Source organism: Bradyrhizobium sp. 155 (genome assembly GCF_023101105.1).
Taxonomy (GTDB): Bacteria; Pseudomonadota; Alphaproteobacteria; order Rhizobiales; family Xanthobacteraceae; genus Bradyrhizobium; species Bradyrhizobium canariense_D.
In genome coordinates, this window is record NZ_CP064704.1 from 1,442,368 (window position 1) to 1,467,467 (window position 25,100).

Here is a 25,100-nt window from a genome sequence, read left to right on the forward strand (position 1 = left end):
GATGACGTTTGCCTATCAGGTCCTGGTGCATACGCCGCTCTGGGTCTGGACCTTGCTCGCCTATCTGGTCTGGCAGGGCATCAAGGCGATGCAGCCGCGCAAGACGCCGATCTGGCGTGCGCTGATCGTTCCGATCGTATTCATCGTCTGGGGCATTTCGCGGATTGGCTTCGGACATCAGGATAGCGCGTGGCCGCTGGTTGCCTGGGGCGGGGCCGCATTGGTGTTGTTGCCGATCGGCGTATTAACGTCGCGTCCGTTCGACGTCGATCACAAGACAGGCGAGATCATCCGCGCGGGTGGCGCCTTTGCGCTGATCCGCAACCTCGTCATATTCTCTCTGCAGTATGCGGTCGGCGTGATCTCGGCGGTCGATGCGAGCGACCGTGCACTCGCACTCGTCGTCGGCCGCGCGATTTCGGGCGCGACCGCGGGCTATTTCATCGGCTCGATGATCGCGCTGCTGGTTGCCTACCAAAGAAAGCGCGCCGTGGATCTCAGGACTTCACCGCACCGGCCGTGAGCCCGCCCACCATGTAGCGCTTGAAGGCGTAATAGACCGCGGCCGGCGGCAGCGCGTAGATGAAGCCGGTGGTCATCAACAGCTCCCACGGCGAGTCGTCGGCGGCGAGGAAGTTGCCGAGCGCGACCGGCAGCGTGATATCGGTGTCCTTGGACAAGAGCAGGAACGCGTAGAGATATTCGTTCCAGGCCAGCAGCACGGCATAGGTGCCGATCGCGACCAGCGAGGGCATCATCAGCGGCACATAGACCAGGCGGAACAGCTGCAGCGTGGTCGCGCCGTCCATCACGGCGGCCTCGTCGAGCTCGACCGGCAGCTTGTCGGACGCCTGCTTCAGCACCCAGATCGCGTAAGGCGAAGCGATTGTCACCATCGCCAGGATCAGCGACCAGTGATTGTTGAGCAGGCCGTAGTTGCCCATGGTGCGGTACATCGGCACGGCGAGGAACGCCGCCGGGATGAAGTAGGTGAACAGCGCGAGATTCATCACCCAGCGGCCGCCCGGCGCCTTAAGCCGCGAGATCGAGAATGCGGCGGCGGTCGCGACGAACAAGGTCAGCGCGCCTGCGGCCAGCGCGATCACCGTCGAGTTCCAGAACTGGATCCAGAAGTCTCGCAGGAAATAGTGCTCCTGGTAGAACACGATGTGAAAGTTGTGCAGCGTCGGATGATCCGGCCACAGCTTGCCCGAGAACGCGTCCTCCTTGGGCGAGATCGCGAACAGGAACATGTGGTAGATCGGAATCATGGTCCAGATGAAGACCGGGATGCCGATCAGCAGGAGCTTGGCTTCGGTGCCAACTTCGCGGAGGGTGGGAAGCTTCATCGCGACAACCGTTTCATCATGAAGTATATCAGCGGCAGCACGAGCGGTATCGCGCAGACGATAGAGGCCATCGCAAGCGAGAGCTGGTCGAGCCGGAGATAGCGGATGCCGAGTGTCGACAGCACGTGCGTGAGGTCGGCCGGCCCGCCGCCAGTGAGCAGATAGACGCTGTTGAAGTCGCCGAGCGTCCAGATCATCGAGAGCAGCGTGCAGGTGACGTAGAGCATCTGCATCGACGGCCAGGTGATGAAGCGGAATTTCTGCCACGGACTGGCGCCGTCGACCTCGGACGCCTCGTACAGATCCTGCGGGATCGCGAGCCGCCCGGTCAGCAGGATCAGCGTCCAGAACGGCAGCGACTTCCAGATATGCACGGCGATCGCCATGGTCAGCGCGACCGTCGGATCGTTCAGCCAGTTCGGCCCGTCATCGCCGGTGAGAGAGAAGATGAAATGGTTGACCATGCCCCATTCGGGATTGAGCATGAAGCGGACCGACAGGATGGTCGGGATCGACGGCACCGCCCAGGGCAGGATGAAGATCACCGACAGCCATTTGATCCAGGGGCGCTGCTGGGCGAAGAAGCCGGACAGGAACAGCGCGATCAGCATCTTCACGTTGATGCCGATGACCAGGAAGATCAGCGTGTTGACCGCGGCGCGCGCGAAGATCGGGTCGTTGTACAGCGCGACATAGTTCGCCGGACTGCGCGCCAGCCACAGGCCGTAGCCGACGGGATAGACGACGAAGGCCAGGAAGACGAGTAGATAGGGCACAAGCAGCAAGATGCCCCAGACCTGCTGCGTGGTCAGGCGCGCCGACAGGGGAGGGGCCGGAATTGTGTCTGAGCCGGAAAGTGTGATCGCCATATCGCATACCCACCGAAAGCAACCGGTCGCGGAGAGCCGCGACCGGTATTAGCATATACCTTATTGCAGTCCGAGATCAGCCCGCGACCGCCTTGATGCGGGCGATCAGCTCGTCGACCGCCTTGTCCACCGGCACCTTCTCGCTGACCACGCGGTTCATCGCCTTGGCCCAGACGTTCTCGTTGTTCAGGATGGTGAACTTCCAGTTCTTGGTGAAGTCGAACGCGGCGGTGCCGCCCTTGAACTGCGAGTAGACCGCCTTGCGATGCCGGTCAGCCTGCCAGAACGGGCTCTCTTGGCTTTCCTTCGTCACCGGGAACCAGCGGCCGAGCGCACCCTCGATATAGGGGCGGACGTTCTCTTCCTGGAGCAGGAAGGCGATGAACTGCTTGGCCTCGGCCTTGTTCTTGGCCACGGAGAAGACCAGCCCGGTCTTGACGTCCGAGCGGTAGCGGATCGTCGAACCGTCCGGAGCCTTCGGGAAGGACGCGGTGATGATGTCCTCGCCATAGGCCTTCTTGCCGGCTTCGCGCTGCTCGGGCGTGAGCGTCTGGTTCTGGGAATCCTCGAACCACTTCGCCGCGATCGAGATCGTGAAGTTGTGGGTCATCACGATGGTCTTGTTGTGGAACGCGACGTTGTTGTCGGGATCCTTCCAGGTCGTCGAGGACGGCGGGGTGCAGCCCTTGATGTAGGTGTCGGTGTAGTCCTTCATCGCCTTGATCAGGTTCTCCCGGACCTTGGGATCGTCGACCGTAAGCTTGCCGTCGTCGTCGACCAGCTTGACGTGATAGGCATCCATGAAGGTGTAGAACGACTGGAAAGCGTCGGTGGATTCCACGCCCATCGGCTGGCCGACGCCGTAGACGCGCTGGCCGGTCGCCTTGCGGATCCCCGGTTGCACCTTGTCGCACCAGAACGTCCAGTAGCCTTCCCAGTCGGTCGGGATGTCGGCGAGCTTGAAGCCGGCCTTCTCAAGCATGTCGTTCCAGATCTCGACATGCATGCTCTGCTGCTTCAGCGGGAAGCCGTAATAGGCCTTCTTCTTGGTGACGTCGTTATAGAGGATCGACGCATCCAGCGTGTTCTGCACGAACCGATCCTTGATCGGCTCCATGATGTCTGAGAGGTCCTCGAGCCTGCCTTCGTAGGCCCACTTGCCCTGGACCTGCACGTCGTAGGTGTCGGAATAGGCAACATCGGGCACGGTGCCTGAATCGAGTGCGGCGACCGTCTTCGGAATCATGTCCTGGATCGCGTACTGCGACAATTCGACCTTGATGCCGGTCTTGGCTTCGAACTTCTTGATTGTCTCGAGCAGCGCGTCGTCTTCGGAGCGGTAGAAGCCCTTGCCCCACCAGACCGTAATCGTCTTCTGCTGCGCAAATGCGGGTGCAGCGGCTGCAAACAGCCCGGCCGCAGCGACCGCCAGTGATACTGCGCCAATAACCTTGGATTTCACGTTTTTCTCCCTCAAACGGCCGGTGTTTTTAACCGGTCGTATAAAACACTAGCGCATGGCCGCTATCCGATCTAGCGGCTTCTTGTCAGACATAGGTCGTGGGGTGTCGGGCGAGAGGAGATGCTTAATGTGCGCATCGATCCAATCGCCGCATCAATTCGCCCTGATCAATTCGCGCCGATCTGCTGGCGCCGCTTGATCGCCGTCCTTAATTGGACTTCGCGCCTTCCTTGGCGTTCTCCGCCGTCGGCGCTTCGGCCGGTGCGGGACGTTTTCCGGTGCCGGTGATGCGCTCAATCGCGGAGCGCACCGCGTCGCCCGGCTTGCGGTCTTTCAGCATGTCGAGCAGGGGCGCAGAGGCCGGCGAACGGCGGATCAGGCTTTCCGGATCGGGGAAGACGAGGGGGTCGTCCCAGGGGCCCTGCACCACGAAGGGCAATTCGAACCCCGACGCGCTGTTGAGGCTGGCCACGCCCTTCATGTCGTATTCGCGCGTCGGCACCGAGGCGGTACCGGTCATGGTGATCTTCGCCGCCGGTCCTTCGACGCGGATGTCCTCGGCGGTGGCGACGCCGTCGGAGAACTTCACCGCGATGGTGAGATTGTCGTAAGGGGTAGAGCCGTTGCGGAAATTGCCGCCGCCGGACAGCGGCCGCCGCTCGAGCCGCTTCAGGAGCTGCTCGGCATTGAAGCCCGCGATCGCGCCGTCATGCCCGGTCACTGTGGCGCTGCCGTCGAGCGACTGCACGAGGCCGAACGGGCTCGAGCCGGACGCGAGGAGCGAGACGTTGATGTTGCCGCGCCCGGACAGCTTGTTGATGCCGAACAGCTCGGAGGCGCAGGCCTGAAGGTCGACGTCGGTGAACTGGAATTGCGCCTTGATGTCGGCGACGGTGTCGGAGCGCGCGATGCCGAACGAGCCCTTGGCGATGCCGCCATAGACCTGGGCCTCGCCGACCGAGAGCGCCAGCGTGCCGTTGCGGAGATTCGCGCCGATCGCGGTGCGGCCGAGTTTCGACGTCCCGACCGTCAGCTTGGCGGCCGACAGGCGCATGTCGAGGTCGGTGGTCGACAAGGCGTTGAGATCGAACAGCTGCCTGTTCCAGTCGCGCGCGCCGCTCGCGAGCAGGCGGAAAGTCGAGATATAGGGGGTGAAGTCGAGCGCGTCGGCTGCGAGCGTCGCCTGCAGCGTCTGCCGGCCGTTATTGGCGTAGGTCATCACGCCCTCGGCGGTGTTGCCGTCGAGCTCGACATTGACGTTGGTGAGCGCGATCGACGCGCCGACGACATTGGCCCGCGCCTTCAGCGCGAAACGGCCGAAGCCGCCGCTGGCGGGCTGCGGCTGGCCGGTCCAGCGCAGCGCGTTGCGCAAGGACGGGCTGTCGATGGTGAGCGTACCCTCCATCATCGGGCTGGTGCGATTGGCGACGCTGCCGTCGAAGGCGAGCTTGAGCGGTGCGCTCGCGATCCGCGCCTTCAACCCCGAGCGCTCGCCGGAGAGGGCGGCGACGAAATCGGAAAAGCTGATCGAGCCGTCGACCCGTTCGCCCCGCCAGTCGAATTGTCCGGTCGCAGCGAAGGAGCGCGAGATCGAGGGCCAGGCCAGCGACAGGTCGACGTCCTCGAGCTTCTCGGTGCCGTGCGTGGCGGCGTCCTCGTAATTGAGCACGCCGTCCTGGATCCGGATCTCGGAGAACGACACTTGATTCTCGGCGCCAGGCTTCATGGTGCGCGCGATGGTCTGGATGAACGGTGTCCAGTTGCTTTCACCGTCCGGCTTCAGGCTGACATGGATGCGCGGCCGCAGCAGCGTCAGGTCGGCGATCTCGAACCGTTGCAGCAGCAGCGGCAGCAGCCGCAGGTTCGCGGTGAGAACGTCGACATGGAGCGCGGGATCGCTGGTGCCGCCGCCCTTCAGCCCGACGTCATGGAAGGAGATGTAGCTTGCCGGCAGCACCGAAATGTCGATCGCGCCTGCGACGTTGACCTCGAGTCCGGTGACGTCGCGGATCTGCGTTTCCACGGCCTTGCGCAGTGCGTCGCGGTTGATGAGCCATGAGGTCGCGATCAGGGCGATCAGCGCCACGCCGAGCAGCGCCGCGATCGGCGTCCCGAGGCGCTTCATTCCTTGGGCCATGGTCAATGGCATGTCCTGATCGAGTTGGTCGCTGGAGCCAGAAGGCGGGCTGGGAAACCTGCGCGCCCCACGCCCAAGACCTATTGTGTTAAGTGCCGCAACTTGATGGGTTTTCTTGTCGCTTTCAAGGCCGCGGGAACGGTTGCGCCCACGGCTTGGGCAGCTTCTATCACCCGGGGGCGGAGCGGAGAACCCCGTATCATTGACGGCTTCGGACGATTTCGCCTAATAATCGCCGCCACTAAGGCGCGACGCCTGCAAGCCGAAGGTTCACTCGAAGGTAATTTGCATGAACAAGGTCTATCCCGACGCCAAGTCGGCTCTCGAGGGCGTTCTGAAAGACGGCATGATGATTATGTCGGGCGGCTTCGGCCTCTGCGGCATCGCCGAGACGCTGTCGGACGCGATCCGCGACTCCGGCGTCAAGGACCTGACGGTGGTCTCAAACAATGCCGGCGTCGACGGCATTGGCCTCAGCCGCCTGCTCGAAACCCGCCAGATCAAGAAGATGATCTCGTCCTATGTCGGGGAGAACAAGCTGTTCGCCCAGCAATTCCTCGCCGGCGAGCTGGAACTCGAATTCAATCCGCAGGGCACGCTGGCCGAGCGCATCCGCGCGGGCGGCGCCGGCATTCCGGCCTTCTACACCAAGACCGGCGTCGGCACGCTGATCGCCGAAGGCAAGGAAGTGAAAGAATTCGACGGACAGAAATACCTGATGGAGCGCGGCCTGTTCGCCGACCTCGCCATCGTCCACGCCTGGAAGGGCGACACCGCAGGTAACCTCATCTATCGCAAGACCGCGCGCAACTTTAACCCGATGATGGCGACCGCCGCCAGGGTCACGGTGGCCGAGGTCGAGCATCTGGTTCCGGCCGGTGAACTCAATCCCGACCACATCCACACGCCCGGTCTTTTCGTCAAGCGCATCGTCGAGGTCGGAACGGCCAAGAAGCGCATCGAATTCCGCAACACCCGCCCGCGCACGGCAGCTTGAGATCAGGAGACTAAGATGGCCTGGACCCGTGAACAGATGGCTGCGCGCGCCGCGAAGGAACTGCGTGACGGCTATTACGTCAATCTCGGCATCGGCATTCCGACGCTGGTCTCGAACTACATCCCGGACGGCATGGACGTCAGCCTTCAGAGCGAGAACGGCATGCTCGGCATGGGCCCGTTCCCGTACGAGGGCGAAGAGGACGCCGATCTCATCAACGCCGGCAAGCAGACCGTGAGCGAACTGCCGTCGACTTCGTATTTCTCGAGCGCGGATTCCTTCGGCATGATCCGTGGCGGCCACATGGATCTGTCGATCCTCGGCGCCATGCAGGTGGCCCAGAACGGCGATCTCGCCAACTGGATGATCCCCGGCAAGATGGTCAAGGGCATGGGCGGCGCGATGGATCTCGTCGCCGGCGTCAAGCGCGTGGTCGTGGTGATGGAGCATTCGGCCAAGGACGGTCCAAAGCTCCTGAAGCAGTGCAATTTGCCGCTGACCGGCGAGCGCGTGGTCGACATGGTCGTGACTGACCTGGCCGTCTTCACCATCGACAAGCACGGCAGCGGCGGCATGGCGCTGATCGAGCTCGCCGACGGCGTCTCGCTCGACGAGGTCAAGGCCAAGACCGAGGCCGAATTTCGCGTCGCACTGAAGAACACGTAAGGTTTTCGCGAAGGGGGCGCGCATGACGATACGGTCTGCGCGTCCCGAAGACGCCGATTTCATCGCACAAACCATCCTTTCATCGCAGCGCGGCTACCGGCCGCGCGGCTGGTTCGACGTTGCGCTCGGTTGGCCTGAAACACAGTGCCGCGATTTCATCGCGCACGTCGCAGCCGCTCGCGCGGTGTCGATGTGGCACGTCTCGCAATTTCTGGTCGCCGAGATCGATGGCAAGCCTGCTGCCGCCTTGTGTGCGCTACCGGCGGCCGGCACGGGACCAGCGGCTTGGCGTGCGATCGAGGAAGTCGCAGCCGCGTCCGGAATCGCCGCGGCAGAGCTGGAGGCCATCCGTCAACGCGGCGGCTACACCCGCGCCTGCTGGGTTCAGGGCGGCGAAGGCGATTGGATGATCGAGCATGTCGCGACCGATCCCGCCTATCGCGGCCGCGGCCTGGTGCAGTCACTGATCGCGCATGCGCTGGAGAAGGGGCGAGCGGCTGGATGTGCACGGGCGACAATATCGTTCCTGATCGGCAACGAGCCCGCCGAGCGCGCTTATACCAAGGCCGGCTTTGTCCTTGCCGAGGAGAAGCGCGATCCTGCCTTCGAGGCGATCATCGGTGCGCCGGGCTTTCGCATGTTTGCGCGGGTGATGTGATCGGTCTTGAAAATCAAGCCGCCGTTGCCGCCAATGGCCGGGCGCCTTTGCGCCATGCGGTGATGGTGCAGCCGAAATGGCCGCGAAACCAGCGGGCCATGGCGCTCTGTGCGGAGAAGCCGAGCTGCACGGCGATGTCGGCCAGCGGCCGGCCGGGGTCGTCGATGAGCTGGACCACGAGATCGGCGCGCTGCGCGTCGAGAATGGCCGAGAAGCTGGTGCCGGCTTCGGCGAGGTGGCGGTGGATGGTACGCCGGGTGCAGGCGAGGTGTTCGGCGACGCGCTCGACCGTGCAGTCGCCGCCGGCGAGCAGGAGACGCACGACCTCGTCGACCTTCTCCTCCCAGCTTGCCGGCCGCGTCTCGATCGCCTCGATCCGCTTGCGCAGATAGCTCGCGATCAGCGGATGCGCGCTCGGGATCCGGCGCTCCATGTCGTGTGCCGACAACAGGATCGAATCGGCCTCCGCATTGAAGGTCACACGGCAGCCGTAGAACTCGCGGTAGCGTTTGCGGTCGAGCGGCGGTGGGTAATGCAGGTGAACTTCCTGCGGCCGCCAATCGCTGCCGAACAGCGACTGGATGATGCGGTGGACGCTGCCGAGCGCCATGTCGATCGACTGGCGCGGCGCGGTCGGCTGCCGGCCGCGCAGGTGCTGCGTGACGGTCACGGTCTGCTTGTTGCGGGTGACGTCCAGCTTCATGCCGTCGTGATGGATCGGGATGAAGCGCGAGAAGGCTTCGATGGCTTCACCAACGGTCGCCTGTTCGCGCACGATCAGGCCGACCGCGCCGAAATTGGTCAGCCCGCCGCGTTCAGCAAGCCGCAAGCCGAAATCTTCGGCGCCGGACGCCTCGGCCGACAATTCGAGCAGACGGCGGAGACCGGTGACGGCAATGGGCGTGTCGGGCTTGTCGAGGCAGGCCAGCGGCAGCCTGACCTTGCGCATCATGTGTTTGGGGTCGAGCCCGACCGACCGGGCGACCTCCGGGTAATAGCTCAAGCCCGCGCTGCGAATGAGGTCGGTCATGCGACCCGTTCCTGCCGGACATCCCGCAGATGTCCCGAAATGTAAAGTTTCTGTCCCGATCCGTCAAATCCGGGAACCGGGTGGAACATACATAAGTAAAACCGAAGCACGGGCGTGAATGCCGTGCATATGACGGCGCGGCGCGACGAGGCCCCGCTGCCGTCTCGGACCATTTGACCCAAGACATTGCTGGATCGGAATTATGCCGGGGAACATGCTTTCCAAGGGTGAGGTATTCGTCATCGACACCGATGCCGCCTCCCGCGAACAATTGTCCACCGCGCTTCAACAAAGCGCATACAACGTGATCTGCTTCGCCGACGGCGCGTCTCTGCTCTCGGAGGCCAAGGCGCGGATGCCGGCCTGCGTGCTGCTGGAGATGCCGCCCGATCGCTCCGGTCTCGACGTGCTCAAGCGCCTGCGCGAGGAAAACTGCATGGCGCCGGTGCTGGTGACCGCGACAAACGGCAGCATCGCCATGGCGGTGGATGCCATCAGGAGCGGCGCGGCCGACTTCATCGAGAAGCCGTTCCGCACCCGCGACATCGTCGACCGGATCGATGCCGCCATCGACGAGTTCGCGCAGCCGGGCTCCAACCGGCAGCGGTGGTTGCCCGGCTGCGAACCCCTGTCCGCGCGCGAAGGCGACGTGCTCGAGCATCTCGCCGCGGGCCTGACCAACAAGGAGATCGCCCGGCGCATGCATCTGAGCGCGCGCACGGTCGAGGGCTATCGCGCCGGCATTCTGAGGAAGGCCGGTGCGAAGAACGTGACGGACCTGCTTCGCCGCATCTTCGCGCAGGGTTCTACCCCTCAGGATTAAGCGCTCCGTCGCGGGCCTTGCTGCCGCCGCGGCGGCGCCCCACGGAAACCCCAATCGAACCAGTTCCTCCCCTGCCGCGTCCAACCGTGTTGGCGAGGCATTGGATCGCGCGTCCGGCTGGCGGCGGCGATGACTTGGAGGAGGGACTTGATGCGCATCACCGCAAAATGTTTGGCAACGACGAGCCTGGTTCTGGTGACCACGGCATTCGCGTCGTGGTCATGGGCCGCCGAATTGGACGCCACATCGGCGATCGATACCGTTACGGTTTACCCCGATGGCGCGACCGTCACCCGCGTCATCGCGGTGGACCTGCCGTCTGGTGACTCGACGCTCATTGCCAAGGACTTCCCGCTTGGTCTCGACACCTCCTCGATCCGGGTGGAGGGTGAGGGGGGAGCGAAGCTCACCATCGGTACGATCGATGCGCGAACGCCGCGTGCGGCGCCGGTCAATCTGCCGGAGCTGGACAAGCGCATCGAGGCGCTGAACGACCAGCGCGCCGACCTGCAAGGCGCGATCGACTCGGCCATTGCGCGGCGCAAATTCGCGGAGCACTTTGCGGAAGCCTCTCCCGCGGGCATCGGCGACAAGGGCGAGGCGCGGCCGATTGCCGAATGGCGCACGGCCTTTGCCGCCGTTGGCGACGAAATTGCGAGCGCCGATACCGCCGTTCGCGACGCCACGCGCAAGATGCGCGAGATCGATCGGCAGATCGCCCAGCTCGAAGTCGAGCGCAAGGCCAAGCCGCCGAGCAAGCTCGAAGTCCGCATGGACATCGCGGCGCCGGCAGCAACCAAGGCGACGTTGCGGGTCACCTACAATGTGCGTAATGCGCGCTGGCTGCCGCTCTACGACGCCCGGCTCGATACCGGCGCGAAGGACCGCAAACCGCAGCTCGAGCTTGTCCGCCGCGCCGAGGTCACGCAGGCGACCGGCGAGGACTGGTCGAACGTCGCGCTCGGCGTCTCCACGGTCCGCATCGGCCGCGGCGGCAGCGCGCCGGAGCTGAATTCGCTGGTCGCGCAGTATCCGCAAGTGCCGAAGCCGCGGGCGCTGGGCTCAGTTTCGGATTCGGCAATGCCTGCGGCGGCGCCCATGCAGCAGCGCAAGATGGAAACTTCCGCGGCCAAGGCGGCGGACGATATCCGCGAACGCGCCGAAGAGCAGCAGGCGGTCGCCGAGATCGGTGACTTCCAGGCCACCTACAAAATTCCCGGCCGCGTCAGCCTCGGGGCCGCCGAGGGCGCCAAGAGCCTGCGCATCGCCTCGATGACCGTGCCCGCCGATCTCATGGTGCGCGCGGCACCGGTGATGGACCCCACCGCCTTCCTCGAAGCGAGCTTCAAGCAGACCGACGACACGAGCCTGTTGCCGGGCAAGGTCGCAATCTATCGCGACGGGACTTTCGTCGGCCGCGGCAAACTCTCGGCTTCGGCCAAGGACGATATCGTGCGGCTCGGCTTCGGCGCCGACGACAAGGTCAGGATCGAGCGCGCGGTGCTCAAGCGCAACGAAGGTTCGGCCGGTCTCCTGGTCACGACGTCGAAGACCGACGAGCGATCGTTCAAGACGACGATCCGCAATGGTCACGACTTCCCGATCAAGGTCGCGATTGAGGATCAATTGCCGGTCAGCGAGAACGAGGACATCCTCGTCGAGATGCTGCCTGCGACCACGCCGCCGACCGCAAGCAACATTCGCGACCGGCGCGGCGTGCTGGAATGGTCGTTCGACGCCAAGCCCGGCGAGGTCAAGGACATCAACTTCGTCTGGCGCATTCGCTGGCCGAAGGACAAGAGCATGGTGATCGTGCCGGCGGGTTGATGTGCGGCGCCGAGGTGCGAGTTGTCTTTACCTCGTGCTCGCTCACTGTCCGTCATGTCCCGCCTAGTGCGCAGTTACGCACGAGGGCGGGGCATCTAGTACGCCGCGGCCTCACGATTTGATCGCTGGCGCCGCGGCGTACTGGATCGCCCGGTCGAGCCGGGCGATGACCCGCGTTGAGAGAGCGCTGGCTTACTTCGCCTTCAGGAAGTCCGCGACATCGAGCAGCATGAACTCGTCGTCGTCGGCCTTGTTGGGATCGCGGCTGGACGAGAACGGCAGATTGTTGTCATTGCCGACGATGATGTGGGTTTCGTCGACACGATCGACGTTCTCGATGGTGAAGAACGGGAACGTGTAGACGCCGTCATTGAGCGGCTTCTTCGCCTTCTTGTCGGGATCCCTGATCTTCAGGAGGTCGATGTAGCCGATCTTGCGCACGGGCTTGCCGACATTGGCGTCGGTGAGCTCGATCTTGTAGACGCGCTTGAACTTGGCCACGTCGGGGAAGCAGTTCTCGCCGCGGGTGCCTTGCGGGCAGGCCTTTTCGGGCGTGCCTTCGCCGTTGTCGCGCTCGATGATCAGGCCGGCGCTCGGGTCGATCATGTTGAAGTCGCCGATGGCATTGCCGTTCTGCTCGAACACATACTGCCAGTAGCGGCCGGTGAATTTTTCCGCGGCGACGTCGAATTCGAGGATGCGCGAGGCTTCCTTGCCGTCGACCTTCTCCCAGTCCTTTTTCTCGGCATCCCAGAGCGGCCCCTCGAGCAGGCCGTAGAGAAACTTGCCGCCTTTCGAGGCGGCGAAGCCCTCGTAACCCTTGGAGCGTCGGAGGTTGACGTTGGTGTAGGTCGCACCCGGCGCGCCCGGGGTCGCCACCGCCCAATGATCCGGCGATCGCACGGGCTTACCGTCGGCGACCGTCTCGAATACGGCCAGAATCTTGCCGGTCTTGTCGGCCTTCAGGATGTAGGGGCCGAACTCGTCGCCGATCCAGAAGGTGTCGCCGATAATCTGGAAACCTTCGGTGTCGAAGTCGGAGCCGGTGAGGTAACGCCTCTCGGTGTCTTCATGCACGATGCGGAACGGCACGCGTCTGTCGGGATCGTGCAGGAACACGGTCTCCAGCCGCTCGATCTTGCCGCCGGCCCAATCCATCCTGTAGCGGTTGAGGTACAGCATCGAATCTGGCGAATTGGCGCGCGCGCCCATGCCGTTGTCGGTGATGACCCAGAAAGTGCCGTCCCCCATCGACTTGATACCGGAATGGCCCTGCAGCGGCTGGCCCTTGAACGGCAGCGACACGCCGGTGGCCCGCTCATAGGACTTGCCCATCACCGTGCCGAGCGCGTCGACCCGCTTCCCGGTGGTGTATTTACCGGATGTCTTGAGATCGGCGGGAGCATCAGCCGGCGCGTCGATGAACGTGGCGGCCGGCATCACGACGTGGCCGGCGAGCTTGGCGGGGAATTCGCCTTCGCTCTGCGCCAGCGCGGAGCTCGCGGTCAGAATGATCGCTGCGACGGTACTAAGCAAAGTCGCGCGCATGTGCGTCTCCTGTTAACGGAGGCCGTCTTATGCGGACCGCGCATTGCAGTTTTGTGAAACCGGGCCAAACGCCGCAGCCGACAGCTACTCCTTGACCGCGCCCGTCAGCGACGACACGTAGTAATCGACGAACAGCGAGTAGAAGATCGCAACCGGCAGCGAGCCGAGCAGCGAGCCCGCCATCAGCGCGCCCCACTGATAGACGTCGCCGGTGACGAGCTCGGTCAGGATCGCGACCGGCACCGTCTTGTTGGCGCCGCTCTGGATAAAGGCGAGCGCGTAGATGAACTCGTTCCAGGACAGCGTGAAGGAGAAGATGCCGGCCGAGATCAGGCCGGGCACCGCCAGCGGCAGCGTGATCCGCCGCAGGATCTGGAGCCTGGTGGCACCGTCCACCAGCGCGCATTCCTCGAGCTCGTAGGGGATCGACTTGAAATAGCCGATCAGGAGCCAGGTGCAGAACGGCACCAGGAAGGTCGGGTAGACCAGGATCAACGCAAGCGGGCTGTCGAACAGGCCGAACTGCACGACCACGGTCGCGAGCGGAATGAACAGGATCGACGGCGGCACGAGATAGGCCATGTAAATGCCGAGGCCGACATAGGGACTGCCGCGGAAGCGCAGGCGCTCGATCGCATAGGCGGCCAGCGTGCTCGCGATCAGCGACAGCGTAGTCGCCCCGACCGCGACCAGCATCGTCGTCCACAGCCAGCGCGGATAGGCGGTGTCGAACAACAGGTGCTTGATGTGGGCCAGCGTCGGCGAGGAGATCCAGAAAGGGTTGTGCTCCTTGTAGTTCATCAGCTCTGCGTTCGGCTTGAAAGACGTGATCGTCATCCAGTAGAACGGAAATAGGAGGATCAGCACGAAGCAGCCGAGCGGCAGATAGATCATCATCAGCCGCCGCAGCCCGGAATCCCAGGCCATGGTGTCCGGCGGCGTGGTGGCGACGGCGGCCGGCTCGGCGGCGGTATCAGTCATTGCTCTCTCCCTGCTGCCATTTGCGGCGCGCCAGGCCGAAATAAGAGAACAGCGTTGCGAACACGAGGAACGGGATCATCGACACCGCAATCGCCGCGCCCTCGCCGAGCTCGCCGCCCGCAATGCCGCGCTGGAAGGCCAGCGTTGCCAGCAAATGGGTTGAGTTGCCGGGGCCGCCCCGGGTGATGGCGTAGACCAGCTGGAAATCGGTGAAGGTGAAGATGATCGAGAAGGTCATGACGATCGCGAGGATCGGCATCATCATCGGGAAGGTGATGTAGCGGAACCGCTGCCAGGCGCTGGCGCCATCGAGCATCGCGGCTTCGTAGAGCGAGGGCGAAATGGTCTGCAGGCCCGCCAGCAGCGAGATCGCGACGAAGGGAATGCCGCGCCAGATATTGGCGGCGATCAGCGAGAAGCGCGCCGGCCAGGGCGAGCCGAGGAAGTCGATATTGGTGGTGCGCCAGTGCAGCACGTCGACCAGAAGGTAGGAGATGATCGAGAACTGCGGATCGTAGATCCACCAGAACGCCAGCGCCGAGAGCACCGTCGGCACGATCCAGGGCATCAGGATGATCGCACGCAACAGGCTCTTGAACGGAAAATGGTTGTTGAGCAGCAGTGCGAGCCAGAAGCCGAGCGCGAACTTTCCAAAGGTCGCGATCCCCGTGTAGACCACGCTGTAGAACACCGCGTTCCACCACAGGGAATCGGTGAGCAGATACTGGAAATTCTCGAAGCCGACGAAGACGCCTTTTCTGCCGATCGTCGTGTCGGTGAAGGCGAGCCAGATGCCGAGGCCGAGCGGATAGGTCAGGAACACCGTGAGCAGCCCGATCGCAGGTGCGAGGCACATCACGATCAGGAACGGCTTGTAGTCGAACAGGCGCACCAGCCAGGAGGGTTGCCGGTGCACGAGGGCAGGAGAAGAGAGTGTGGTCACGGACATCGGTTTGTTGTCCCGTCTCTGAAAGTCACCAGGCCCGTCACTGCGAGGAGCCCGTAACAAAATTGCGAAGCAATTTTGCACTGGGGCGACGAAGCAATCCAGGCTGTAACTGGGAAGACAGGCTGGATTGCTTCGCTTCGCTCGCGATGACGCGCTTTTGGCCAGCGCTACTTCTGCCGCCGGAAGTACCGCTTGCAGCGCTGCTCGGCTTCCGCGGCTGCGGCTTCCGGCGTGGCAGCGCCGGTCGCGACGGATGCGAACATCTGAATCAGCACGTAGTCGGCGCTGACGGCACCGGTCGCGGTCGAGATCGGGCCAGCATAGCCGTCATAGTAGATGGTGTTCATGGTGTCCTTGAAGATCTTGATCTTGGGATCTTCGCTCCAGACCTTGGCCTCCGCGTAAGCCGCGAGCGGCTGGGCCCAGTAGCCGGAATTGGCGTTGAGCCACGGCTCGTACTGGTCCTTTTCCAGCATGTATTGCAGGAAGGCCTTTGCGGCGTTGGGGTACTGGCTGTGCTTGAACAGCATGGCGTTTAGCGTCAGGCCCGCCATCGGCGAGACCTTGGCGACACCCTTCGGCAGCAGTTGATGTTCGCTGTCGTCGGCGATCGCCTTGGTCGCCGGATCGTTCTTCAGTGAAAAATACAGCGAGACGCCGTTGGCGGTCAGCGAGATCTCCTGCGCGGCGTAGGCGCGGTTGTTGCTGACGTCGTTCCATGACGTCGTGCCGGCGATGAAGGTCGGATAGAGCTGTTTGACCCAGTTCAGTGCGGCGATCGTCTCCTTGCTGTTGATGACGACGTTCCCCTCTTCGTCGAGCAGCGCCGCGTTGTGCGACCACAGCGCCCAGTTCGCAAAACCGTTGCCGTCGCCCTTGGCGTTGCCGAGCGCCAAGCCGGCCGGCTTGCCGGCCTTCTGAAGCTTCTGGCAGAGATCGAGGATTCCGGCATGGTCTTCCGGCACCTTGTCGAAGCCGACCGATCGCAGGATCGACTTGCGGTAGATCAGCGGACCCGCGGTCGCGCCGAACGGCAGTCCGATCCAGGCGTCGCTCTTGTTCTTCTTGCCGTAGCGCTGCGCCAGCGGCAGCCAGCCGCCGTACCGCTTGCCGACATAGTCGGCGACGTCGGTCAGCTCGATCAGCTTGTCGATATAGATGTGCGGCGCATCGGAGAAGCCGATGATAATATCGGGGCCGGCACCGGAATTCGCGGTCACCGCGGTCTGCTGGTTGATGTCCTCCCAGCCGACGAAGTCGACCTTGACCTCGACCCCGGTCTCCTTGGTGAATTTGGCCGCATTGGCGCGGAACACGTCCTCGTCGGCCTGGACGAAACGTACCGGTCGCAGCATGCGCAGGGATGCGCCTTTCTCGATCGGCAGTTTCGGTGTGGGGACGTCCGCGGCCTTGATCGCGGATTGCGCATTTGCCGGAGCACCGGTTGCCGCGATTGCCGCAGCGGACAGGCCCAGCGCCAAGGCATCACGACGCGTGATGTCGTTCCTCATCGGTTCCTCCCTATATGTTTCCCTTCCCGGCGTTGATCGCCGGTGAAGGGTCTTTCCGGTTGCCGGCGCGCCTTCGCGGCCGTCCCGTCTAGCTGTTCGGGCCGCGGTCCATGCTGACAGGCTGCCAGCGGCGGAGCGCGGTGTCTTGCAGCACCGACGGATTGACGCAGCTTACCGGCCACATGCCCTGAAGCACCAGTGACAATTCGTAGCCCACCCGGCGCTTGCGCGCCTCGTCAAACCGTGCCGAGGCGGAGGCGACGTGGGCGGTCAGGGTGACATTGTCCATGCCGAGCAGCGGATTGTTGTGCGAGGGCGGCTCCTTCTCCAGCACGTCGAGGGCGGCATGGGCGATCCAGCCCTCCTGAAGCGCCTTGATCAGGCTTTCCTCGTCCACGGTGGCGCCGCGACCCGTGTTGATGAAGACGGACCCCTTCTTCATCTGCCGGAAGTGCTTCTCGGTGAGCATGTGATGCACCTCGGGCCGGGCGGGGGCGTGCATCGAGACGAAGTCGGATTGCGACAACACCTCGTTCAGCGTCGCCGGAATCACGCCGTGGTCGGACATCAGCGTTTCCTGGATGAAGGGATCGTAGGCCATCATCCGCAGGCCGAAGGGAGCTGCGCGTTTCGCAACCGCACGCGCCACGCGGCCGAACGAGATGAAGCCGAGCGTCTGGCCCATCAGCCGCGGTATCTTCGACAACGCCGGCCGGCCCTCGGCCCAGCGGCCGCTACGCACCATCCGGTCCTGCTCGACCAGCCGGCGGAAGCCAGCGAGCAGCAGCATCATGGCATGGTCGGCGACCTCCTCGATGAAGGTGTCGGGGATGTTGGTGACGGGAATGCCGCGCGCGGTCGCGGCCTTGATGTCGACGCTGTCGACGCCGACCGAGCCCAGCGTGATGACCTTGCAGCTCTCCAGCGCGTCGATGATGGTCTTGGTGATCGGGATGCCCTTGGCGTAGATGGCGTCCGCTGTCTTCGCGGCGGCGATGAACCCGGCCTCGTCGGCCGGCGCCTCGACGATCTCGGCGTCGATCGGATCGAGCGCCTCGCGCTCGTAGGAATAATCGCTGCTCGCGACCGTGAAGCTCGCGCCCTTCGGCGTCACCACCCTGTATCTCGGCATGTCCTGCTCCCGATTTGGTTTCTTGTTGTGACCCATGCTTTGCGCGGGCCTTTGCGTCTTTTACGCGAAATCGAGGAGGTCGCGTACAATTCCCGGTTGTCATTGAGGCGATTTATACGACTGGTTCGACGTCTTCTCCGGGCTTCTACGGGGCGCCCCGTAACAGCTTGCTAAGGGGTCACCCCCTAAAGGTTAATTTGATTTCGATCGATTCACTCGCGCGTCCTTATCCCTGTGTTGCCGGAGCATCCCGTGAAATTAAGCAATATGAAGATCGCCCCCAAGCTCGGCATCCTCGTCGGCGTCACCTTGTTCGGACTGTGCATTTCCGGGATCCTCGCCGGATACCTGATGAAGCAGGAGATGGTGAACGCGCGCATCGATCAGGCCAAGGCGATCGTGGAGATGGGGCGCAACTACGCCGCTGCCCTCAAGAAGCGGGTCGACGCCGGCGAGCTGACGAAGGATGCGGCGATGGCCGAGATTCGTCGCTACGGCAATGCAATGACGTATGACAACGGTGCGGGCTATTTGTTCGGCACGTCCTATGACGGCATCACCCAGCTCGCGCCCGATCCGAAGCAGATCGGCAGCAACCGCATGGATGTCGTGACCAACGGCCGCAAGCTGTCTGCCGAGTTGATGGACGGGGTCAAGGCCAATGGTTCGATCCTGCTGTATTATGAATATGTGAAGCCCGGCCAGGAGAAGCCGATCCGCAAGCTCGGCTACGCGGTCGCGGTCCCCGGCTTCGACATGTATCTCGGCACCGGCGCCTATCTCGATGATATCGACGCCAAGATGGGTCCGGTCTACTGGCTGCTCGGCTTGGCCATGCTCGGTATCGTCATCGTCGCCGGCAGCGTTGCCTGGCTGATCGGTCGCAGCATCAGCCGCCCGCTCGCCCTGCTCGGAGCCCGCATGAAGGATCTCGCCGAGGGCAAGCTCGACGGCGACATTCCGGGCGTCGGCCGTGGTGACGAGGTCGGCGCAATGGCGTCGACCGTCCAGATCTTCAAGGACAACGCTGTCCGCATCCGCGACATCGAGAAGAGCGAAGCCGATGCCAAGGATCGCGCAGCGGCGGAACGTCGCAGCGTGATGGAGGGCATCGCCAGCGACTTCGAACGCAGCGTCAATGGTATCGTCCGCTCGGTCTCCTCGGCTGCGACGGGCATGCAAGCCACTGCGCAATCGATGACCGCGACCGCCGGCGACGCCTCGTCGCGTGCGGCGACGGTCGGCGCGGCCTCGCAGAGAGCGTCGGGCAATGTCGGCACGGTTGCCGCGGCTGCCGAAGAGCTGTCGAGCTCGGTTGCGGAGATCTCGCGCCAGGTCACCCGCTCGACCGAAGTGGCGAGCCGCGCTGTCAACGACGCCGAGCGCACCAATGCCACGGTGCAGGAACTCTCCACCGGCGCCGAGAAGATCGGCGAGGTGGTCAAGCTGATCCACTCGATCGCGGCACAGACCAATCTGCTCGCCCTCAACGCCACCATCGAAGCGGCGCGTGCCGGTGAATCCGGCCGCGGCTTCGCCGTCGTCGCTTCCGAAGTCAAGGCGCTGGCCAACCAGACCGCCAAGGCCACCGAGGAAATCTCCGCCCAGGTCGCGGCGATGCAGACATCGACCAGCGATGCGGTCGCCGCCATCGGCGGCATCACTCAGACCATCGCCGAGATGAGCGAGATCACCGCGGGCATTTCCGCGTCGATCGAGCAGCAAGGCGAGGCGACCCGCGAGATCGCCCGCAACATTCAGTCGGTCGCGGCCGGATCGAACGAGATCAACGCCAATATCGGCAGCGTCACCTCGGCCGCGGAAGCGACCGGCACGGCGGCAAGCGACGTGCTCACCAACGCTCGCGAGCTCGACAGCCAGTCCGGCGCGCTGCGCAGCGCAGTCGACGGCTTCCTCGCCAAGGTGCGCGCGGCGTAGGTCGCCACACCAAAGCGACGCCATCTCCTCTATCGTCATGCCCGGGCTTGTCCCGGGCATCCACGTTCTTGGACACCGGACGCTTTGATCGACGTGGATGGCCGGGACAAGCCCGGCCATGACGGAGAATGCCGAGCGCGCGGCTTTCGCGAGCCCCTACTGCTTCTCGATCCCTGCCTCGCGGATCAGCTTCTCCCACAACACCAGCTGTTCGTTCACGAACGTGCCGAGCTGCTCGGGCGTGCCCGAAAACGCGTCCATGCCGAGGGTGGCGAGCTGGGCCTTGATCTCCGGCTTCTCGACGATCTTCCGGATCTCGGCGTTGAGTCGCGTCACGATCTCCTTGGGCATGCCGGCGGGGCCAAAATAGCCCTGCCACGACGAGATGTCGAAGTCCGGCACGCCGGCCTCCTGCATCGAGGGCAGGTTCGGCACCAGCGACGAGCGGTCCTTCGTCGTGACGGCGAGCGCGCGTAGCGCGTTGCCCTGGACATGCGGCAGGCCGGTCAGGATGTCCACGAACATCATCGAGACGCGGCCGCCCATGACGTCGTTGAGCGCCGGCGGCGAGCTCTTGTAGGGCACGTGCAGGAGGTCGAGCCCGGCATTGTGTGCAAAGGTCGCCCCCGACACGATCGCCGAGGACGAGCCCGAGGCGTAGCTCAGCTTGCCCGGATTGGCCTTGCCGTAGGCGATGAGCTCGCCGACGGTCTTGGCCGGCACCTCCGGGTGGATCACCAGCATGAAGGGCAGGTCGCCGGTGCGCGCGATCGGGGTGAAGTCCTTGACCGGATCGTAGGTCAGGCTTTTGAGCAGATAGGGATTGGCCGAATGCGTGGTGTTGGTGGTCACCAGCAGCGTGTAGCCGTCGGGCGCGGCGCGCGCGACATAGGTGGCGGCGATCATGCCGTTGGCGCCCGCCTTGTTCTCGATGACGATGCCGACGCCGAGGGCCTGCGACAAATGCTGCGAGATCAGCCGCGTCGTGGTGTCGGTGCCGCTGCCGGCGGCGAACGGCAGCACCAGCGTGATGTTGCGGCTCGGATAATTGTCGGCCTGCGCAGCGGACGCGGCGGCGAGACAAAGGGCGCCCGTGCCGATGGCACGCAGGTTTCGGATCAACGCTGAAAGCATGTCTGGTCGTTCCCTCTTTTTTGGTTGGCGGGGAACCTAGCGTCTCCTCGTCGAAATCGGAAGGCGCGAGTTTGTCGCCTCGTCTCGCGTCGCGGAATTACTTCACCGCAGAACCCTGGCGCGAGGCGATCACGACGCCGGCGAGCACCAGCAGGTAGCCGATCAGGTGGAAGGGCTGAATCTTTTCGCCGAGCAGCAGGATCGCCATCGCCGAGCCGAACACCGGCACCAGATGGAAGAACGGCGCGGCGCGGTTCGGGCCGATCAGCGCCACGCCCCGGTTGAAGAAGAGATAGGCCAGCGTCGAGGGAAAGATCAGGATGTAGCCCAGCGTCGCTAGCGTCACCCCGTCGAGTTGCAGGACGCGACCACTCCAGGCCTCCCAGATCGCGGTCGGCAGCAGCATCGTCGCGCCGCAGCAGGTGGTGAAGGAGAGAAAGGAGAGCTGGTGGATCTTGGGCCGCCGCGGGATGAAGGCAGAGTAGATCCCGAACGCCACCAGCGAGGAGGCGAACATGATGTCGCCCCTGTTGAAGCTGATGCTCGCGAGCGCGGCGAGATCGCCGCGCAGGATGATGATCAGCACGCCGAGAAGCGAGATCCCGATGCCGGCGAGCTGCGCACCGGTCAGCCGCACGCCGAACAGCACCAGCGACCACAGCGCCACGAACAACGGTCCGGCCGACTGGATCAGCAGCGCGTTCAGCGCTTCCGTGTACTGCATCGCCCAGTACGAGATCGCGTTGTTGAAGGCAAAGCCCACCAGCGACAGGAACAGCATCAGCGGCAGGCTCTTGCGCAGATTCGGCCAGTCGCGCTTCAGATGCGGCCAGGCGAAGGGCAGGAGGATCAGGAACACGCCGAACCAGCGGATCGTGGTCACCGTCAGCGGCGGCACATGCGCGCCGACGTGGCGCGCGAGCACGATGTTGCCGGCCCAGAACAGCGAGCTCAGGCTGAGCAGCAGATAAGGCTGGTTGTTGAGCCAACTGGCCGGATTGGAGGCCGGTGGCGCGGGCGAAGCGATCGTCATTGGCGTTGCATACGAGCTTGCGCCGGATTTGCGTCGTGACACAAGTCATGCGACCGCAATGCTACAATGCAGGCATGACCAGAGGAGGCGGCATTGGCGGTTAATATGTTGAACATCGATGGCCTTGATCGGCTCGATCGGCATGCACCGGTGGTGATGTTGAACCTGATGCGCTTCCACGCGCACTCCGGCGACGGCGACGGTTCCGGCTGGGACGCCTATCTGCGCTACAGTGCGGTCACAGTGCCGATGATCAAGGCACGCGGCGGCACGCTGCTCTGGACCGGCGAGGCCAGGGCCGTCGCGCTCGGCCCGCAGCAGGGCAACGACTGGGATTTCGCGGCGCTGGTCTATTATCCCACCGTCACGGCTTTCATCGACATGATGACCTCGAAGGCCTACGAGACGGAGGCTGATCCGCACCGCGTCAACGCCTGCGCCGAGCACGTCATCATTGCGACCAGCGAAGCGTACAGCAAGTTCAAGATGAAGTAGCGCCGCCTGCTGCCGGCTTACTTCAGCCCGTCCACAGCCGCGTGGCACGCCGTCTGCAGCAAGCGACAGACCTCCTCCGTCGACCGCTGCCGGCTCAGCGCTGCAAACGTCGGATAACTCGTCAGCACGAAGATCAAATCAACCGTGTCCCGCATGGCGCGCTTTGCCGCGTGCTTGCCCACGATCCGCGACAGCAGCGCGGTCAGCAATTCGCGCCGTCGCTCGTTACGCTCGATCAGCGCCTCGCCGAATTCCGGATCGGTCGCGATGGCCTGGTTGAGCCCGCCGATGGCGGGATCGCGCCCCCAGAACGTACAGAAGATTTCGATGACGCGGTCGAGCGCGGCGCGCGGATCCGCCATCGTCATCACCTCGGCCAGTTCGAACAGTCCGCCCTGGTGCGCGATGTCGTCGAACACGGCCTCCAGCAATCCCCGCCGCGATCCGAACTGGTTGTAGACGGTCAATCGCGTGACGCCGGCCGCCTTGGCGACCACGTCGAGGGAGAAGTTCGCAATGCTCGCGTCCTCGCGTAGGAGTCGCGCGCCGGCCGCGATGATGCGCTCGCGCGTCGCCGCCGCCGCGGAAGCCCGCGCGGAGCTCACATAATTGCGCTTCGGCATCGCCTTGCCATTCTGTTGACGTATTGACTATACATGTAGTATATCTAATTTAGAAGCCGGTTCGGAGCTTGCCATGCAAACTGCCCTCGTGATCGCCTTGTCACTTCATGTGTTGTCGTCCGTGTTCTGGGCGGGATCAAGCTTTGCGCTGGCCCGCATCGGCGGAGTTGCCGGTGAGCAGCTGGTCTTTCCACAACTCGGCGCGGCGACGATTGCCATCCTGACCGGCGGCTATCTCGGCCATCTCGTTCATTCCCACAGCTTCGGCACGACCGAGCAGGTGCTCGCCGTCGGTGCTGTCTGTGCACTGATCGCGGCCGCTATTCAGGCTGTCATCGGTCCTCGTGCGCTCGCGGCCTTGCGTCGCGGCACCGGCAAGCCGGAGGACCTCCGTGCACGTATCGCCGCCGCCCAACGTGCGGCGGCCGGCCTGCTGGGCATGGCCGCGCTCTGCATGGGCGCCGCGCGCTACATTTGAATGCAGTCCAGGGAGGAGTGTTGAGAGCTCTCTGTTCCCAATGTCAGACCATAGCGCGGCTTCCAGCCGCTTTCGAAGGAAAAGCAATGTCCAAGATGATTCTGGTCAACCTGCCGGTACGCGATCTCGCCGCATCGACAGCGTTCTACGTAGCCCTGGGTGGCGCGGTGAATCCTCAATTCTCCGGAGCAAATTCGACGTCGCTCATGTTCACGGACGCGATCGGCGTGATGCTGCTGACCCACGACCGGTATCGTGAATTCACCAGCCGCGAGATCGGCGACGCGCGGCGCCACAGCCAGGCTATGTTCGCTCTCACGGTCGACGACCGCGATGCCGTCGATGCAACGCTGGCGCGCGCGGTGGCTGCGGGCGGTCGCGCCGATCCCAATCCGGCGCAGGATCTCGGCTTCATGTACAACCGACACATTGAAGACCCCGATGGCTATGTTTGGGAGATGGTGTGGATGAACCCGTCGACAAACGCTTGATCGCAGCCGATCGAACCGGGCCCCAAGCCTAGCTCGCCTGCTTCCGTGACGCCACGAACACGCCGGCCAGCACCAGCGCGAAGCCGATGAAGTGGAACGCCTGCGGGTGCTCGCCCAGAAACGCCATTGCCATGATCGAGCCGAACACCGGCACGACATGGAAGAACGGCGCGGCGCGGTTGGCGCCGATCAGGCGGACACCGCGATTGAAGCAGAGATAGGCGAGCGTCGAGGGGAATACCGCGACATAGAAGAGGGTCAGGAGGTTCGGCCCGTCGAGCTTCATCCCGGGACGCGCGGACAACTCCCAGATCTCCAGCGGAATGAGACAGGCAGCACCGCAGCCGAACGTGAAGGCGAGGAACGACAGGCCGTGCATCGGCGGCCGCTTCAAGGTCAGCACCGAATAGAGCGCGAAGATGATCAGCGCGACGACAAAGATGAGGTCGCCCTTGTTGAAGTCGATGTTCGACAGCGTGGTGAAGTCGCCATGCAGCAGGATGATCAGCACGCCGCACATCGACAGCAGCACGCCGAAGGCCTGCGCTACGGTGAGGCGGACGCCGAGGATGGCGAGCGACCACAGCGCCACGACCAGCGGCGCGGCGGATTGCAAGAGGAGAGTGTTGAGCGCCTGCGTATGCTCCAGCGCCCAATATTGCAGCGTGTTGAAGGCGCCGATGCCGGTGATCGAGAGCGTGACCATCAGGCCGAGCTTGCCGCGGATCGCGGGCCAGTCCTGCGCAAGGTGTTTCCAGGCGAACGGCAGCACCAGCAGGAAGGCGAAGAACCAGCGCAGGAACGACAGCGTCACCGGCGGGATGTGACCGGCGGCGAGCCGGCCGACGATGGCATTGCCCGCCCAGCACAGCGCGGTGATGCTGAGCAGCAGATAGGGCTGGTTGGCGATCCAGTTGTGGCCGGACGTGGCGGCGCCGGTGGTCTCGTCGGTGGCGGACATTGGATTGT

Annotated in this window: 24 protein-coding genes; 10 read left to right on the plus strand and 14 right to left on the minus strand. The window is 64.0% G+C overall.

The window, feature by feature from the left end; all coding sequences use genetic code 11:
* Position 1 precedes the first annotated feature (1 nt).
* Positions 2-523: a DUF6622 family protein gene (locus IVA93_RS07060; protein WP_018453832.1), complete on the plus strand. Its 522-nt coding sequence runs from the start codon at positions 2-4 to the stop codon at positions 521-523.
* Here the strand turns inward: IVA93_RS07060 and IVA93_RS07065 are convergent.
* The 4 genes from IVA93_RS07065 to IVA93_RS07080 all read right to left on the minus strand — a co-directional run bounded on the left by IVA93_RS07065 (position 498) and on the right by IVA93_RS07080 (position 5,817).
* Entirely contained in the window at positions 498-1,349 is an 852-nt protein-coding gene (locus IVA93_RS07065; RefSeq protein ID WP_018453833.1) for a carbohydrate ABC transporter permease, read from the minus strand. The two genes, IVA93_RS07060 and IVA93_RS07065, sit on opposite strands and share 26 nt — an antisense overlap.
* Positions 1,346-2,218 (minus strand): carbohydrate ABC transporter permease, encoded by an 873-nt coding sequence (locus tag IVA93_RS07070; protein ID WP_018453834.1) that lies wholly within the window; start codon positions 2,216-2,218, stop codon positions 1,346-1,348. Before IVA93_RS07070 ends, IVA93_RS07065 begins: the two co-directional genes overlap by 4 nt.
* A 76-nt stretch (positions 2,219-2,294) precedes the next feature.
* Positions 2,295-3,680 carry an ABC transporter substrate-binding protein gene (locus tag IVA93_RS07075; protein ID WP_018453835.1) on the minus strand — a complete coding sequence of 462 codons (1,386 nt, stop codon included), beginning with the start codon at positions 3,678-3,680 and terminating at the stop codon, positions 2,295-2,297.
* 208 nt (positions 3,681-3,888) lie between these two features.
* Positions 3,889-5,817 carry an AsmA family protein gene (locus tag IVA93_RS07080; protein WP_026232605.1) on the minus strand — a complete coding sequence of 643 codons (1,929 nt, stop codon included), beginning with the start codon at positions 5,815-5,817 and terminating at the stop codon, positions 3,889-3,891.
* Between the two features lie 289 nt (positions 5,818-6,106).
* Here IVA93_RS07080 and IVA93_RS07085 point away from each other — a divergent pair, with 289 nt between their 5' ends.
* From IVA93_RS07085 to IVA93_RS07095, 3 genes are read left to right on the plus strand one after another with little or no spacing between them, the layout of a single operon-like run.
* A complete protein-coding gene (locus IVA93_RS07085; RefSeq protein WP_018453837.1) occupies positions 6,107-6,814 on the plus strand; it encodes a CoA transferase subunit A in 708 nt (235 codons plus the stop codon).
* Positions 6,815-6,829: 15 nt separating this feature from the next.
* Positions 6,830-7,480, plus strand: coding sequence for a CoA transferase subunit B (locus IVA93_RS07090; RefSeq protein WP_007596236.1), 651 nt, complete (start codon positions 6,830-6,832; stop codon positions 7,478-7,480).
* Between the two features lie 22 nt (positions 7,481-7,502).
* Complete coding sequence (locus IVA93_RS07095; protein WP_018453839.1) at positions 7,503-8,138, plus strand: GNAT family N-acetyltransferase; 636 nt, start codon at positions 7,503-7,505, stop codon at positions 8,136-8,138.
* Positions 8,139-8,151: 13 nt separating this feature from the next.
* On the opposite strand, the gene IVA93_RS07100 is transcribed toward IVA93_RS07095, so the two are convergent.
* Positions 8,152-9,168: an AraC family transcriptional regulator gene (locus IVA93_RS07100; RefSeq protein ID WP_018453840.1), complete on the minus strand. Its 1,017-nt coding sequence runs from the start codon at positions 9,166-9,168 to the stop codon at positions 8,152-8,154.
* 202 nt (positions 9,169-9,370) lie between these two features.
* On the opposite strand from IVA93_RS07100, the gene IVA93_RS07105 reads away from it, so the two are divergent.
* Both IVA93_RS07105 and IVA93_RS07110 read left to right on the plus strand, forming a co-directional pair.
* On the plus strand, positions 9,371-9,991 hold the full coding sequence (locus IVA93_RS07105; RefSeq protein ID WP_026232606.1) for a response regulator transcription factor: 621 nt from the start codon (positions 9,371-9,373) through the stop codon (positions 9,989-9,991).
* Between the two features lie 150 nt (positions 9,992-10,141).
* A complete protein-coding gene (locus IVA93_RS07110; protein ID WP_018453842.1) occupies positions 10,142-11,818 on the plus strand; it encodes a mucoidy inhibitor MuiA family protein in 1,677 nt (558 codons plus the stop codon).
* Between the two features lie 192 nt (positions 11,819-12,010).
* On the opposite strand, the gene IVA93_RS07115 is transcribed toward IVA93_RS07110, so the two are convergent.
* From IVA93_RS07115 to IVA93_RS07135, 5 genes are all read right to left on the minus strand, one after another.
* Positions 12,011-13,366 carry an esterase-like activity of phytase family protein gene (locus IVA93_RS07115; RefSeq protein WP_247789734.1) on the minus strand — a complete coding sequence of 452 codons (1,356 nt, stop codon included), beginning with the start codon at positions 13,364-13,366 and terminating at the stop codon, positions 12,011-12,013.
* An 84-nt stretch (positions 13,367-13,450) separates the two neighbouring features.
* Positions 13,451-14,347 (minus strand): carbohydrate ABC transporter permease, encoded by an 897-nt coding sequence (locus IVA93_RS07120; protein WP_018453844.1) that lies wholly within the window; start codon positions 14,345-14,347, stop codon positions 13,451-13,453.
* A complete protein-coding gene (locus IVA93_RS07125; protein WP_018453845.1) occupies positions 14,340-15,296 on the minus strand; it encodes a carbohydrate ABC transporter permease in 957 nt (318 codons plus the stop codon). The genes IVA93_RS07120 and IVA93_RS07125 overlap by 8 nt, the downstream gene beginning before the upstream one ends.
* 167 nt (positions 15,297-15,463) lie before the next feature.
* Positions 15,464-16,807, minus strand: coding sequence for an ABC transporter substrate-binding protein (locus IVA93_RS07130; RefSeq protein WP_018453846.1), 1,344 nt, complete (start codon positions 16,805-16,807; stop codon positions 15,464-15,466).
* Between the two features lie 88 nt (positions 16,808-16,895).
* The gene (locus IVA93_RS07135; RefSeq protein WP_026232607.1) at positions 16,896-17,939 is read right to left on the minus strand and encodes a C-terminal binding protein; all 1,044 of its coding nucleotides are present in this window, start codon (positions 17,937-17,939) and stop codon (positions 16,896-16,898) included.
* A gap of 252 nt (positions 17,940-18,191) precedes the next feature.
* Here IVA93_RS07135 and IVA93_RS07140 point away from each other — a divergent pair, with 252 nt between their 5' ends.
* Positions 18,192-19,877, plus strand: a complete 1,686-nt coding sequence (locus IVA93_RS07140; RefSeq protein ID WP_026232608.1) for a methyl-accepting chemotaxis protein — start codon at positions 18,192-18,194, stop codon at positions 19,875-19,877.
* A 156-nt stretch (positions 19,878-20,033) separates the two neighbouring features.
* On the opposite strand, the gene IVA93_RS07145 is transcribed toward IVA93_RS07140, so the two are convergent.
* Positions 20,034-21,011: a Bug family tripartite tricarboxylate transporter substrate binding protein gene (locus tag IVA93_RS07145; protein ID WP_018453849.1), complete on the minus strand. Its 978-nt coding sequence runs from the start codon at positions 21,009-21,011 to the stop codon at positions 20,034-20,036.
* Between the two features lie 97 nt (positions 21,012-21,108).
* Positions 21,109-22,044: a DMT family transporter gene (locus IVA93_RS07150; protein ID WP_007614154.1), complete on the minus strand. Its 936-nt coding sequence runs from the start codon at positions 22,042-22,044 to the stop codon at positions 21,109-21,111.
* A 105-nt stretch (positions 22,045-22,149) separates the two neighbouring features.
* Between IVA93_RS07150 and IVA93_RS07155 the strand changes: the two genes are divergently transcribed.
* Positions 22,150-22,539 (plus strand): hypothetical protein, encoded by a 390-nt coding sequence (locus tag IVA93_RS07155; protein WP_018453850.1) that lies wholly within the window; start codon positions 22,150-22,152, stop codon positions 22,537-22,539.
* Between the two features lie 17 nt (positions 22,540-22,556).
* On the opposite strand, the gene IVA93_RS07160 is transcribed toward IVA93_RS07155, so the two are convergent.
* A complete protein-coding gene (locus IVA93_RS07160; RefSeq protein WP_018453851.1) occupies positions 22,557-23,162 on the minus strand; it encodes a TetR/AcrR family transcriptional regulator in 606 nt (201 codons plus the stop codon).
* 73 nt (positions 23,163-23,235) lie between these two features.
* On the opposite strand from IVA93_RS07160, the gene IVA93_RS07165 reads away from it, so the two are divergent.
* Both IVA93_RS07165 and IVA93_RS07170 read left to right on the plus strand, forming a co-directional pair.
* Complete coding sequence (locus IVA93_RS07165; protein ID WP_018453852.1) at positions 23,236-23,640, plus strand: hypothetical protein; 405 nt, start codon at positions 23,236-23,238, stop codon at positions 23,638-23,640.
* Positions 23,641-23,726: 86 nt separating this feature from the next.
* Positions 23,727-24,131 (plus strand): VOC family protein, encoded by a 405-nt coding sequence (locus IVA93_RS07170; RefSeq protein ID WP_018453853.1) that lies wholly within the window; start codon positions 23,727-23,729, stop codon positions 24,129-24,131.
* A 28-nt stretch (positions 24,132-24,159) separates the two neighbouring features.
* Here the strand turns inward: IVA93_RS07170 and IVA93_RS07175 are convergent, their stop codons facing one another.
* The gene (locus tag IVA93_RS07175; protein ID WP_018453854.1) at positions 24,160-25,092 is read right to left on the minus strand and encodes a DMT family transporter; all 933 of its coding nucleotides are present in this window, start codon (positions 25,090-25,092) and stop codon (positions 24,160-24,162) included.
* Positions 25,093-25,100 lie beyond the last annotated feature (8 nt).

Coding starts and splice junctions, on each gene's coding strand:
- IVA93_RS07100 (WP_018453840.1), bottom strand. CDS start 9,168: ATGACCGACCTCATTCGCAGCGCGGGCTTGAGCTATTACCCGGAGGTC.
- IVA93_RS07105 (WP_026232606.1), top strand. CDS start 9,371: ATGCCGGGGAACATGCTTTCCAAGGGTGAGGTATTCGTCATCGACACC.
- IVA93_RS07110 (WP_018453842.1), top strand. CDS start 10,142: ATGCGCATCACCGCAAAATGTTTGGCAACGACGAGCCTGGTTCTGGTG.
- IVA93_RS07060 (WP_018453832.1), top strand. CDS start 2: ATGACGTTTGCCTATCAGGTCCTGGTGCATACGCCGCTCTGGGTCTGG.
- IVA93_RS07150 (WP_007614154.1), bottom strand. CDS start 22,044: ATGACGATCGCTTCGCCCGCGCCACCGGCCTCCAATCCGGCCAGTTGG.
- IVA93_RS07160 (WP_018453851.1), bottom strand. CDS start 23,162: ATGCCGAAGCGCAATTATGTGAGCTCCGCGCGGGCTTCCGCGGCGGCG.
- IVA93_RS07175 (WP_018453854.1), bottom strand. CDS start 25,092: ATGTCCGCCACCGACGAGACCACCGGCGCCGCCACGTCCGGCCACAAC.
- IVA93_RS07070 (WP_018453834.1), bottom strand. CDS start 2,218: ATGGCGATCACACTTTCCGGCTCAGACACAATTCCGGCCCCTCCCCTG.
- IVA93_RS07085 (WP_018453837.1), top strand. CDS start 6,107: ATGAACAAGGTCTATCCCGACGCCAAGTCGGCTCTCGAGGGCGTTCTG.
- IVA93_RS07090 (WP_007596236.1), top strand. CDS start 6,830: ATGGCCTGGACCCGTGAACAGATGGCTGCGCGCGCCGCGAAGGAACTG.
- IVA93_RS07115 (WP_247789734.1), bottom strand. CDS start 13,366: ATGCGCGCGACTTTGCTTAGTACCGTCGCAGCGATCATTCTGACCGCG.
- IVA93_RS07080 (WP_026232605.1), bottom strand. CDS start 5,817: ATGGCCCAAGGAATGAAGCGCCTCGGGACGCCGATCGCGGCGCTGCTC.
- IVA93_RS07170 (WP_018453853.1), top strand. CDS start 23,727: ATGTCCAAGATGATTCTGGTCAACCTGCCGGTACGCGATCTCGCCGCA.
- IVA93_RS07130 (WP_018453846.1), bottom strand. CDS start 16,807: ATGAGGAACGACATCACGCGTCGTGATGCCTTGGCGCTGGGCCTGTCC.
- IVA93_RS07065 (WP_018453833.1), bottom strand. CDS start 1,349: ATGAAGCTTCCCACCCTCCGCGAAGTTGGCACCGAAGCCAAGCTCCTG.
- IVA93_RS07135 (WP_026232607.1), bottom strand. CDS start 17,939: ATGCCGAGATACAGGGTGGTGACGCCGAAGGGCGCGAGCTTCACGGTC.
- IVA93_RS07095 (WP_018453839.1), top strand. CDS start 7,503: ATGACGATACGGTCTGCGCGTCCCGAAGACGCCGATTTCATCGCACAA.
- IVA93_RS07125 (WP_018453845.1), bottom strand. CDS start 15,296: ATGTCCGTGACCACACTCTCTTCTCCTGCCCTCGTGCACCGGCAACCC.
- IVA93_RS07155 (WP_018453850.1), top strand. CDS start 22,150: ATGTTGAACATCGATGGCCTTGATCGGCTCGATCGGCATGCACCGGTG.
- IVA93_RS07145 (WP_018453849.1), bottom strand. CDS start 21,011: ATGCTTTCAGCGTTGATCCGAAACCTGCGTGCCATCGGCACGGGCGCC.
- IVA93_RS07120 (WP_018453844.1), bottom strand. CDS start 14,347: ATGACTGATACCGCCGCCGAGCCGGCCGCCGTCGCCACCACGCCGCCG.
- IVA93_RS07165 (WP_018453852.1), top strand. CDS start 23,236: ATGCAAACTGCCCTCGTGATCGCCTTGTCACTTCATGTGTTGTCGTCC.